At 65.4% G+C, this 11,211-nt stretch carries 12 protein-coding genes; 6 read left to right on the top strand and 6 right to left on the bottom strand.

Going from position 1 to position 11,211, the window contains the following annotated elements; translation table 11 throughout:
- The first annotated feature begins 175 nt into the window (after positions 1-175).
- The 5 genes from ACK6AU_RS09995 to ACK6AU_RS09975 all read left to right on the top strand — a co-directional run bounded on the left by ACK6AU_RS09995 (position 176) and on the right by ACK6AU_RS09975 (position 5,621).
- On the top strand, positions 176-694 hold the full coding sequence (locus ACK6AU_RS09995; RefSeq protein ID WP_185697177.1) for an RNA polymerase sigma factor: 519 nt from the start codon (positions 176-178) through the stop codon (positions 692-694).
- Positions 691-1,668: a FecR family protein gene (locus tag ACK6AU_RS09990; RefSeq protein WP_409299089.1), complete on the top strand. Its 978-nt coding sequence runs from the start codon at positions 691-693 to the stop codon at positions 1,666-1,668. Before ACK6AU_RS09995 ends, ACK6AU_RS09990 begins: the two co-directional genes overlap by 4 nt.
- Before the next feature lie 154 nt (positions 1,669-1,822).
- Positions 1,823-4,252, top strand: a complete 2,430-nt coding sequence (locus ACK6AU_RS09985; RefSeq protein ID WP_409299087.1) for a TonB-dependent siderophore receptor — start codon at positions 1,823-1,825, stop codon at positions 4,250-4,252.
- 62 nt (positions 4,253-4,314) lie between these two features.
- A complete protein-coding gene (locus ACK6AU_RS09980; protein ID WP_409299085.1) occupies positions 4,315-5,436 on the top strand; it encodes a PepSY-associated TM helix domain-containing protein in 1,122 nt (373 codons plus the stop codon).
- On the top strand, positions 5,433-5,621 hold the full coding sequence (locus tag ACK6AU_RS09975; RefSeq protein ID WP_185697173.1) for a hypothetical protein: 189 nt from the start codon (positions 5,433-5,435) through the stop codon (positions 5,619-5,621). The genes ACK6AU_RS09980 and ACK6AU_RS09975 overlap by 4 nt, the downstream gene beginning before the upstream one ends.
- On the opposite strand, the gene ACK6AU_RS09970 is transcribed toward ACK6AU_RS09975, so the two are convergent.
- Positions 5,599-6,021 (bottom strand): hypothetical protein, encoded by a 423-nt coding sequence (locus ACK6AU_RS09970; protein WP_409299083.1) that lies wholly within the window; start codon positions 6,019-6,021, stop codon positions 5,599-5,601. The two genes, ACK6AU_RS09975 and ACK6AU_RS09970, sit on opposite strands and share 23 nt — an antisense overlap.
- 105 nt (positions 6,022-6,126) lie before the next feature.
- Between ACK6AU_RS09970 and ACK6AU_RS09965 the strand changes: the two genes are divergently transcribed.
- A complete protein-coding gene (locus ACK6AU_RS09965) occupies positions 6,127-6,756 on the top strand; it encodes a glutathione S-transferase N-terminal domain-containing protein (protein ID WP_409299081.1) in 630 nt (209 codons plus the stop codon).
- On the opposite strand, the gene ACK6AU_RS09960 is transcribed toward ACK6AU_RS09965, so the two are convergent.
- The 5 genes from ACK6AU_RS09960 to ACK6AU_RS09940 form a co-directional block, all read right to left on the bottom strand.
- On the bottom strand, positions 6,753-6,929 hold the full coding sequence (locus tag ACK6AU_RS09960; protein WP_185697170.1) for a hypothetical protein: 177 nt from the start codon (positions 6,927-6,929) through the stop codon (positions 6,753-6,755). The genes ACK6AU_RS09965 and ACK6AU_RS09960 overlap by 4 nt on opposite strands.
- Complete coding sequence (creD, locus tag ACK6AU_RS09955; protein ID WP_185697169.1) at positions 6,922-8,298, bottom strand: cell envelope integrity protein CreD; 1,377 nt, start codon at positions 8,296-8,298, stop codon at positions 6,922-6,924. Before creD ends, ACK6AU_RS09960 begins: the two co-directional genes overlap by 8 nt.
- Before the next feature lie 135 nt (positions 8,299-8,433).
- Positions 8,434-9,852 carry a two-component system sensor histidine kinase CreC gene (creC, locus tag ACK6AU_RS09950; protein WP_409299078.1) on the bottom strand — a complete coding sequence of 473 codons (1,419 nt, stop codon included), beginning with the start codon at positions 9,850-9,852 and terminating at the stop codon, positions 8,434-8,436.
- Positions 9,852-10,535 carry a two-component system response regulator CreB gene (gene creB, locus ACK6AU_RS09945; RefSeq protein ID WP_185697167.1) on the bottom strand — a complete coding sequence of 228 codons (684 nt, stop codon included), beginning with the start codon at positions 10,533-10,535 and terminating at the stop codon, positions 9,852-9,854. Before creB ends, creC begins: the two co-directional genes overlap by 1 nt.
- A 92-nt stretch (positions 10,536-10,627) precedes the next feature.
- Positions 10,628-11,128: an ATP-dependent zinc protease gene (locus ACK6AU_RS09940; protein ID WP_185697166.1), complete on the bottom strand. Its 501-nt coding sequence runs from the start codon at positions 11,126-11,128 to the stop codon at positions 10,628-10,630.
- Positions 11,129-11,211: the final 83 nt, after the last annotated feature.

The raw sequence follows: 11,211 nt of genomic DNA, 5'->3' as shown, positions 1-11,211 counted from the left end.
GCTGGCACAACGCCTTGGGCGTGCTTGCGCCCTCGCTACAACGGGGTCCTTATCTTGGGCACCCGCCATCCTCAGCGACAAGACAGCCGACCAGCGTGAATTGCGCCACTGTTTCGCCTCTGTCACAATCGCGAATCATTCTCGTTATTTTAAACTTCTCCCTGAGTGGTTCCCGTTGTCGTCAGTCCCAAGCCCCCGCAATGAGCTGGTTGGTGAGCTGTACCGCGACCACCGTGGCTGGCTGCTGGCCTGGCTGCGACGCAACGTGGCCTGCGCCCAGCGCGCCGAAGACCTGAGCCAGGACACCTTCGTGCGCCTGCTGGGCCGCGAAGAACTCAAGGCCCCCCGCGAGCCCCGGGCCTTCCTGGTGGCTGTGGCCAAGGGCCTGCTGTTCGATCATTTCCGCCGCGCCGCCCTGGAACAGGCCTATCTCAACGAGCTGTGGCTGATCCCCGAGGCCGAACAGCCCTCGCCGGAAGAACAGCAAGTGATCCTCGAAGACCTCAAGGCTATCGACCGTCTGCTCGACAAGCTGTCGAGCAAGGCCCGCGCGGCCTTTCTCTACAGCCGCCTCGATGGCCTGGGCCACGCCGAGATCGCCACCCGTCTCGGGGTCTCGGTGCCCCGGGTCCGCCAGTATCTGGCCCAGGGCATCCGCCAATGCTACATCGCCCTCTACGGAGAGCCGACATGACCCCCATCAGTTCCAAGCCGGTATCCGCCCGGGTGCTGGACGCCGCCATCGCCTGGCAGCTGTCGCTGGCCGGCGGCGGCAGTGCCCTGGAGCACGAAGAGTTCGCCAAATGGCATGCCGCCCATGAAGAACACGCCCGCGCCTGGCGCCAACTGGGCATGCTCGATCAACGTTTCAGCCTGGCTCCCGGCCCAGCGCGCAATGCCCTGGTGCAATCGCGCGAAGGCCTGCGCCGGCGCGTGCGCCAGCTGGGTCGCGGGATCGCCAGCGTGGTGCTGGTGGGAGGACTGGCGCTGTTCCTCGAACAGCACTACCTGCCGCTGGACTACTGGCTGGCCGACCAGCGCACCGGTACCGGCGAGCAGCTCATGCTGCGCCTGTCCGACGGCACCCTGGTCAACCTCAATACCCACAGCGCGCTGGACGTGCGCTTCGACGACAAGCAACGGCGCATCATCCTGCAGGAAGGCGAGGTCCTGATCGAAACCGGGCACGGCGACAGTCGCCCGTTCATCGTCGAAACCCGCGACGGCCGGCTTCGGGCCCTGGGCACCCGGTTCCTGGTCAAGCGCGAAGACCGGGGCACGCGCCTGGGCGTGCTGCAATCGGCGGTGGCGGCACGGCCCCAGGAAGGCCAGGACGAAGAAGTGTTCAAGGAAGGCCAGCAGGTGCTGATGCAGCGCGATGGCCTGCAAGCGCCACAGGCCCTGGCCCAGGGCGCCGATGCCTGGAGCCGGGGCATGCTGGTGGTGGACAACGTCCGCCTGGACGACCTGATCCAGGAGCTGGGTCGCTATCGCCACGGCTACCTGGGCGTCGCCCCCGAAGTGGCCGACCTGCGCATCACCGGCAGCTTCCCGCTGCACGACACCGACCTGGCGCTCGACGCCCTGCTGCCGACCCTGCCGGTGCAGATCGAGCGGCGCACCGCCTGGTGGATCAACGTCGTCGCCAAGGCCGATCCCAAGCGTTGAAGTCCTCCTCCCCGCCGGCTCCGACCTGTCCTGGAGCCGGCGGGCGACTGCCCTTCTTTCGCAAATCTAAATTATTTTCAATTCGCCCTATCACTTTTCGAATCTCGTCCGGCTCATAGGCAATTGCGAAACATTTCCATCCAGGAGCCGCCGTATGTCCCGCCCCCTAGACACCCTGTTGCGCCCCAGCCTGCTGGCCATTGCCATTGCCCTGAGCGCCCCCCTGGCCAGCCCGTTGCTGATGGCGACCGAGCAGTCCTCCAGCGTGCGCGCCTACAACCTGCCGGCGGCGCCCCTGGCCAGCACCCTGAACCAGATCGCCAGCCAGGCCGGCCTGGCCCTGAGCCTGAATCCGTCCCTGGCCGCCGGCAAGACCTCGGCCCCGGTCCAGGGCCAGTTCGACGCCGCCGGCGCCCTGCGCGAAGCCCTGCGCGGCACCGGCCTGCAGCTGGAACACAGCAGCGCCGGGACCTACAGCCTGGTGGCCGCACCGGACGGCGTCGTGGCCCTGCCGGAAACCAATATCAGTGGCCAGCAGGCCTATGAAAGTGCCTGGGGGCCGGTGGAAGGCTACGTCGCCACCCGTACCGCTGCCGGCACCAAGACCGACACCTCGCTGGTGGAAGCGCCGCGCTCGATTTCCGTCGCCACCCGCCAGCAGATGACCGACCGCGCCGTGCAGAACCTCGATGACGCCGTGCGCTACATGCCCGGCATCGTCTCCGCCAGCTACGGCAGTGACACCCGTTACGACTGGATGCTGGTACGCGGCTTCGAACCCACCCAGTTCCTCGACGGCCTGCCACTGCCACGGGGCGTGTACGCCAACCCGAAAGCCGAAACCTGGAACCTCGACCGCCTGGCCTTGCTGCGCGGCCCGGCATCCTCGGTCTACGGCCAGACGCCTCCGGGCGGCTTGCTGGACATGGTCAGCCGGCGCCCTAGTGCCGAAGCCAGCCACTCCATCCAACTGCAATACGGCAGCGACAACTATCGCCAGCTCAACTTCGCCAGCACCGGCAAGATCGATGACGAAGGCCGGTTCCTATATGGACTCAGTGGTGTAGTCCGCGATGCCGGGACCCAGGTCGACCACATCGATAACAAGCGCTACAACATCGCTCCCAGCCTGACCTGGAACATCGACACCGATACCAAGCTGACCCTGCTGTCGCAGTTCACCCGCGACGATACCGGCGCCACCAGCCAGTTCATGCCGATCCAGGGCACCAAGATCAAGTCACCACTGGGCAAGGTCTCCCACCACAAGAACCTGGGCGATCCGGACTACGAGTTCTACGACCGAACCTACTACGCCTTGGGCTACGCCTTTGAACATCGCGTCAACGATGTCTGGCAGTTCCGCCAGAACCTGCGCTACACCAAGTCGGAGCTGTCCTTCCAGCAACTGACCGTGGGTTCCTACGCCTACTCGCCAGCCGACGCGGCGGGCAACATCAGCCGGACCTCGACCAACGTCAACGAGGACATCGGCCAATTCGCCGTGGATAACAACTTCCAGGCCGACTTCACCACCGGCGACATCAGCCATACCGTCCTGCTCGGCCTGGACCACCAGCGCTCCGACACCTCTTATCTGTCGATCTACGGCGACGGCGGCAAAACCAACATTTTCAACCCGATCTACGGCCAGCCGATCGTGCGCCCGGCGCGCTCCGGCGCCTATTACGACTACAACCAGAAAACCGTCCAGACCGGCCTGTACGTGCAGGATCAGATGGCCCTGGACAACTGGCGCCTGAGCCTCGGGGGGCGTGAAGACTGGGTGCACCAGGGCACCACCTACTTCAACAAGAAAGACGTGACCAACACGGATCGCAGCAAGAACTTCAGCGGCAACGCGGCGCTCAGCTATGTATTCGACTCAGGTTTCGTGCCGTATCTGTCCTATGCCGAATCCTTCCAGCCGGCGAGCAATGCCAGCGCCGACCCGCTCGAGTCGTACAAACCTACCGAAGGCAAGCAGTGGGAGCTGGGCATCAAGTATCAGCCGCCAGGCTCGAACACTCTGCTGAGCGCAGCGGTCTACGACCTGACCCAGAAGAATGTCCAGGTAACCAGCATCGGTGCAGGTGGCAAGTCGATCACCAGCCAGACCGGTGAAGTGAAGGTCAAGGGCCTGGAACTGGAGGCGGTCTCCGAGGTGACCGACAACCTCAAGGTCATCGCCGCCTATAGCCTGGCCAAGTCCGAGATACAAAAAGGCCTCTACAAGGGCAACCGCCTGCAACGGATGCCGAACCAGCAAGCCTCGCTGTGGGCCGACTACACCTGGCACGACGGCGTGCTGGATGGCTTCGGTATCGGTGCTGGCGCGCGCTATACCGGCAATACCTACGGCGACCAGGAAAACACCTGGCTGGGCAAGGCCAACGCCTACACCGTGTTCGATGCCTCCGTGCACTACGACCTCGGCCGCCTGGACAAGAGCTTGAAAGGGGCGTCGTTGAAACTCAACGCCACCAACCTGTTCGACAAGGACTACATCTCCACTTGCGATGGGTCGTACTGCTACTTCGGCGATCAGCGCAGCGTGGTCGCCAGCGCCACCTACCAGTGGTAACCCGCTGAGTTAACGACCGGGCCATCCAGCAGGATGGCCTTCGCGTGCCTGAAGGCTAATGAATGAAAAGCACAACCCTCCGCCGCTGGTCCTTCATCCACACCTGGACCAGCCTGATCTGCACGGTGTTCCTGCTGATGCTGGCGCTCACCGGGCTGCCACTGATCTTCCACCACGAGATCGACCACCTGCTGGGCAATGCCCCCGAGTTGCGGGAGATGCCCGCCGACACGCCGCGCCTGGACTTGCAGCAACTGGTCAAGGCCGCCGAGGCCCATCGGCCGGGCGAGGTCCTGCAGTACTTCGGCTGGGACGAAGACGAGCCCAACGGCGTGACCACCATCATGGCCAAGACCGCCGGCACCGACCCCAACCTTTCCTATACCTTCATGCTCGACGCCCGTACCGGCGAGGCACTGGAGACGCCCTCGGCCAATGACGGCCTGATGATGTTCATCCTGCGCCTGCACGTGGACATGCTCGCCGAGTTGCCGGGCAAGTTGCTGCTGGCCTTCATGGGCGTGCTGTTCGTGCTGGCGCTCATCTCCGGCACCGTGCTCTACCTGCCGTTCATGCGTCGCCTGAAGTTCGCCACCGTGCGCCAGGACAAGTCCCGCCGCCTGCGCTGGCTCGACCTGCACAACCTGATCGGCGTGGTGACCCTGACCTGGGCCCTGGTGGTGGGAGTGACGGGGGTGATCAGCGCCTGCGCCGACCTGATCATCGCCGCCTGGCGCAACGACAGCCTCGCGGCGATGGTCGCGCCCTACCGCGATGCGCCGCCGCTGCAAACGCTGGCCCCGGCCAGTCGCCTGCTGGACATCGCCCGGGACGCGGCCCCGGGCATGCAACCGGACTTCATCGCCTTCCCCGGCACACGCTTCTCCAGCGAGCATCACTATGCGGTGTTCCTCAAGGGCGATAGCCACCTGACCTCGCACCTGCTGACCCCGGTGCTGATCGACGCCAGCACCCTGGAGGTCACCGCCGTGGCCGGCCGCCCCTGGTACATGGATGCCATGGGCATGTCGCAACCGCTGCATTTCGGTGACTACGGCGGCATGCCGATGAAGGTGCTGTGGGCCGTGATGGACGTGCTGACCATCGTCGTCCTGGGCAGCGGCCTGTACCTGTGGATCGTCCGCCGTCGAGCCACCCGGCCGTTACCGCAGGTGCGCCCATGAAACGCCGTCAAGCGAGCTCCTGGAAGGTCTTCGCCGCGCCCCTGGCCATCGGCCTGCTCAGCGCCGCCGGGCTGTTCGCGGCATTGCTGGGCGACGGCCTGTGGGACAGCCTGAGCTGGATCGGCCTGGGCCTGCCGGCGCTGATCGCCCTGCGCGGCCTGTTCAAGCGCCAGGGCGCGGCGTGACCCCGGCGGGCGGAAAACCGCGCCACAGGTACATGGACAGCACCAGGCCGACCAGCATCACCGGGATGAACCCGCGGTTTTCCAGCAGCGCCTCGATGGCCACCAGCACGCTGAACAGCGCCAGCCCCAGCAACGGTACATAACTGGCGGCCAGGCCCCAGCGCCAGGGGCGGGTCACCCGGGCCGGGCCGCGCAGGCCCAGCAGGGCACAGCCCAGGGCCGGCAGCGCCAGCGCCGGCAAGGCCCAGTACCAGGCCATGTAGGCGAACGCCATGATCAGCTCCGGCTCGCCTTCGCCCTTGCGGCGAACCTCGTATTGCAGGGCCAGGTACACCGTCAGGGCCCCCAGCAAGGTCAGGGCCAGGCTGATCAGCCCGTGCCGAAGGTAAGAACCGCGCATTCACCACTCCTTGTCCACATCACCTACGCACCTGTAGCCAGTATCAACAGTTGCGCTAAGATCCCCGGGCGAGAGCCTGCGCTCCCCTATCCACGAGGAATATTCATGTCCACCCCCAGCATGACGCTGTTCCACAACCCGGCATCACCCTATGTACGCAAGGTCATGGTGCTGCTGCACGAGACCGGGCAGCTGGATCGAGTCGCCCTGCACGACTGCCAGATGACGCCGATCAAGCCCGATGCCACGCTGAACCAGGACAACCCGCTGGGCAAGATTCCCGCCCTGCGCCTGGCCGACGGCCAGGTGTTGTACGACAGCCGGGTGATCCTCGACTACCTCGACCAGCAGCACGTCGGCCATCCGCTGATCCCCCGCGAGGGTTCGGCCCGCTGGCGGCGCCTGACCCTCGCCGCCCTGGCCGACGGCATCATGGATGCTTCGCTGCTGGTGCGCTACGAGCAGATCCTGCGTACCCCCGACCAACAATCGCAGTCGTGGATCGAAGGTCAAAGCGACAAGATCCATCGCGGCCTCGCGGAACTGGAAGCCGAGGCCATCGCCGAACTGGCCAGCCACTTCGACATCGCCGCCATCAGTGTCGCCTGTGCCCTGGGCTACCTGGACTTCCGCCATCCGAACCTGCAATGGCGCCAGGCCCAGCCCCGGCTCGCCGCCTGGTATGCCGAGGCCAGCGAGCGCGCCTCGATGCTGGCGACCCAACCCCCGGCCTAATCGGTCAACCGGTCCGGCTCGGGGCGCCGCGCAGCGCCTGGCCCGAGCGGCTTTCCGGAACCTGCCGACTGGCGCAGCAGCCACCAGGCATCGGCTGGAAACAATCCGGCAATCCGCAGCGCCAGGTGCTCCCGCTGGCGCTGATCCTCACGCAACCCCAACGACCTACTCACGGATCGCCCCCAGGTCGAAGTGCAGCGGTTGCGTCTCCTTGCGCTGGCCAACGCCGTACCAGTCCAGCTTGCGGGTCAGCACCATGAACACGCCCAACAGGCCGAACAACAGCAACGAGCCCATCAGCAGCGCGTAGTCCTCGGCGCTCAACAAGCCGTAGAGCAGGCCGTACAAGGCAGCCAGGGCGCCCGCGAACATCGCGCCGTGACGCCAACTGCGCAGCACATGGCTGACATAGAAACCGATCAACCCCACGCAGGCCGCGGCCGACACGCCATAGGCCAGCTCGAAGCCCAGGTGCTCGGACAACGACAGCAGCAACAGGTAGAAGAACGCCAGCGCCACGCCCACCAGGGCGTACTGTATCGGGTGCACCGCCAGGCTCTTGAGCACTTCGAAGAGGAAGAAACCGGCGAAGGTCAGGCCGATGAACAACAAGGCGTATTTGATCGCCCGGTCGCTCTTGAGGTACTGGTCCACCGGGTCGATGAAACTCACGCCGAAGCTGCGGCTGTCGAAGCCCTGGCATTGGCTGCCGAATGCGCAACGCTCCATGGCCTGTTCCAGGTTGGTAGAGAAGAACGAGGTCTGCCAGAGGGCCGAGAAACCTTTCTCGGTGACTTCCCGACGCACCGGCAGGTAGTTGCCGATGAAGCTCGGGTGCGGCCAATTGGCCGTCAGCAGGACCTTGCTGGTCTTGCCCACCGGCAGCACCGCCAACTGGCCGGTACCCTGCAAGCGCAGGTCGAAGGCAAAGTCCAGGCGACTGGCCTTTCTCAGGTCCAGGGGCGGCAGCACCACATGCACCCCTTCATCCAGCCAGCTGACGAAAGTGCCCGGGGCAAAGTCCAGGACCTGGCCGTTGAGTTGCAGCTGCAGGGCATTCTCGATCCCACGGATATCGCTGATGCCCACCGCCAAAAATGGCTGGTCGAACTGGTAGTCGGCAAAATCCTCCTTGATCCCGTATTGCTCGGGCACCACGAACTGGCCACTGATGTGGTTGTCGGCATGGAACAGCCGCGCCTCGTAGATACCCCGGGCGCGCAGCTCGGTCTGGACCTTGCCGTCCAGCTCGAACTGCTCCGGCAGGAAGAACAGGCGCCCCTGCTCTTCGCCGACCTCCTGATAGCGCTTCTTGGTCTTCTCGTCGGTCTTCCAGGTGCGCACGGTCTTGCGGTAGTCCACCACCAGCACCGGGCCGCGAAGCTGCTGCTGGGTGCTGGAGCTGCGGGCGATATCCTCGAGCACGCCGTCGCGCAGTTGCTGGCGCTCGCCGATCAGGCCGCTGATCAGCAGCAACGGGATCATCAACAAGATGATCAACAGGGCAATGGCCCCGAGCTTGAAGGACAGATTTCGATTCATGGGGCTCTCCCTGTGTGAATGCAGGAGAGTCTGGGGTGCCACCATGGGGGTTTTATGGAGCCCGTGTGGAGACTCTGTGGAGAATCCCCAAGGCCTTTGTGACGAGGGTGTTCGCTCCCTCGCCTGATCCGCAGGTCAAGGCAGGCGCAAGGTGACCTGGACGCCGCCGGGCACGTTGGCGATCCGCAGCTGGCCGCCATGCAACTGCACCACCTCGTCGACGAAGTTCAGCCCCAGGCCCGTGCTCTTGCGCCCGCTGTCCGGGCGCGGCAGGGAATAAAAACGCTCGCACAGGCGTGGCAGGGCGTAGTCAGGAATCGGCTCGCCTCGGTTGAACAGCTCCAGCTCCACGCCGCCTTCGGTATGCCGGGCAGAGAAGCGCAGCGAGCCCTGGGCCGGGCTGAAGTCCAGGGCATTGGCCAGCAGGTTGCCCAGGGCCTGGCGCAGCAGGAAGGGCTCGCCGGACCAGGCCAGCTCCGCCGGCACCTGTTGCTCCACCTGCAACTGCTTGCCTTCGATACGCCCGTGCTGGCTGTCGAGCAAGTCCTGGACCAGGGGCGCCAGCGGCACCTTGACCCGTTCCTCCAGGCCCTGGCGTTGCTCCACCTGGGCCAGGTTCAGCAGGCGCTCGATCAACTGCTGCATGCGTGCGCTTTCGCTGTCGATATTGCCGACGAAGCGCTGGCGCTGGGCCTGGGGCATGTCTTCCTGGAGCAGTTCCGCCGCGCCGCGGATCGCCGCCAGCGGGCTTTTCAGTTCATGGGTCAGGGTATGCACGTAGCGCTCGACGTAGGCCTTGCCTTCCAGCTGGGTGCGCATGCGCTCCACCGCCGTGGCCAATTGCTCCATCTCGCCGCCGCGATAGTGCGGCAACTCGGCCCGCCGCCCTTCGCTCACCGCCAGCGCATAAGCGGTCATGCGCCGCAGCGCGGCACTCAACCACCACGACAGCAAGGCGCCGAACAACAGGCCCATGGCGATCAGCCCGGCGCCGTACCACACAAGGCGCCGCTCGGTGCGGTCGACATAGGGCTGCAACGAACTGTTGGGCTTGGCCACCGTCACCACGCCGATGATCTGGCCGTTGTCGCGGATCGGCGCGCCCACGTGCATCACCGAAGAATTCGGGTCATCGGCCACCGCCCGTGACGAACGTGCGCCGTACTGCCCGCGCAGGGTCAGGTAGACGTCGTTCCAGCGCGAGTAGTCCTGGCCCACCGCCAGGCCGCTGGAATCCAGGACCACGATGCCCCGGGCATCGGTCACGTAGATCCGGTGGTTGACCTGGTTCTTCGGCAGGCCCCAGATGGTCGCGGCCGGCTGGCGCTCGCCATAGGCCCGCAGCAGTTGCGGCCAGCGGTTCTCGCTGAGGGTGCCGGCCTTGAAGTCGTCGCGCAGGATCTCCGCCAGCAGGTTGGCGGTGTCCACCAGGGTTTCCTCGGTGGACTGGCGCACCCCGGGGCGGATCTCCTTCATCACCGTGCTCAGCACGAAATAACCGGTGAAGCTGATGAACAGCAGGTAGACCAGGAAAATCCGCAGGCCCAGGGTCATCAGGCGTGACTCGGGCTGTAGCTGTAGCCCAGGCCGCGATGGGTCTGGATCGGTTCGGCCTGGGCCGCCACCAGGCGCAGCTTGGCCCGCAGGCTCTTCACATGGCTGTCGATGTTGCGCTCGTAACCCACGTCCGCCATCACCCCCAGGGCATCGAGCAGTTGCTCGCGACTGAACACCCGCTCGGGTTGCTCCAGCAGGCATTGCAACAGGCGGAACTCATGCCGGGTCAGGCTCAGGACCTGGCCGCGATAGCTGATCTGCACCCGCTCGGGATCGACGGTGAACAACGCCGCCGCTTCCGGCCCCGGTGCCGGGCGCGGCGCCATGCGCTTGAGGATCGCCCTGACCCGGGCCGCCACTTCCCGCGGGCTGAAGGGCTTGACCACGTAGTCGTCGGCGCCGATCTCCAGGCCCACCACCCGGTCGATCTCGCCGTCCCGGGCACTGAGGAACATCACCGGCACCTCGCTGAAGCGCCGCAGTTGCTTGCAGGTTTCGAAACCGCTGATATCCGGCAGGCCGATATCGAGGATGACCAGGTCCGCCGGGGTCGCCTGCTGGTACTCCAGGGCTGCATGCCCAAGGCTCAGCCAAGTGGTGCTGAAGCCCTCGCCCTGCAGGGCAAAAACCAGGGTGTCGGCAATCGCCGCTTCGTCTTCGACAATCAGGATATGGGGCATGGCATCCAGGCACGCAAATTCAATGGGCGAACGGTGCCGGATGCCTTGTGGACAGTCAATCGGAGCGTGCACCGCCGCGCGTGGCAGCCCAATCAGCAGTCAGGCTTGTCGGCGGTGTAGCGCCGTGCCGGGTTCACCGCCGCGCCGAATTCGCGCAGGGCCTTGGCGCCGATCAGCAACGGATAGTTGAAGCTGCTGCGGTCGGTGAGGTTGACCTCCACCGTGCGCTTGACGTTGCCCAGGCACATTTCCAGCTCCACCACCGGACGCTTGGCGGCCTGGGGCTCCTCACGCTCGTCGTCTTCGTCGGAGCGGCTCTTGATCTTGCTGATCCGCGCCACCTTGTGCTCGTAGACCTTGGCGCCGGCATCCTTGGTGGCCAGGCGAAAGCGCACCCAGTTCTCGCCATCGCGGGTGAAGGTCTGGATGTCCCTGGCCGACAGCGACGCGGTCAGGGCCCCGGTATCCATCTTGGCGGCCAGGGTTTCGCCGATTTCCGGCAGGCGGATGTATTCATAGCGACCGTACAGGGTCGGCTCGGCGGCCAGGACCGGCAACGCCACCAGAGACAGCAGAGCTAGGACGGATTTCACGACGCAGGATTCCTCGAGGAAAGGGACAGCGGGATTTTAGACCGTCGCCGGGCGATTGGTTCGCACGATATCGCGCTATCGCG

It is taken from the genome of Pseudomonas sp. KCJK8993 (genome assembly GCF_046230915.1).
Classification (GTDB): Bacteria; Pseudomonadota; Gammaproteobacteria; order Pseudomonadales; family Pseudomonadaceae; genus Aquipseudomonas; species Aquipseudomonas piscis.
The sequence above is the reverse complement of the archived record's forward strand: the minus strand, read 5'-3'. Positions and strand labels throughout refer to the sequence as shown.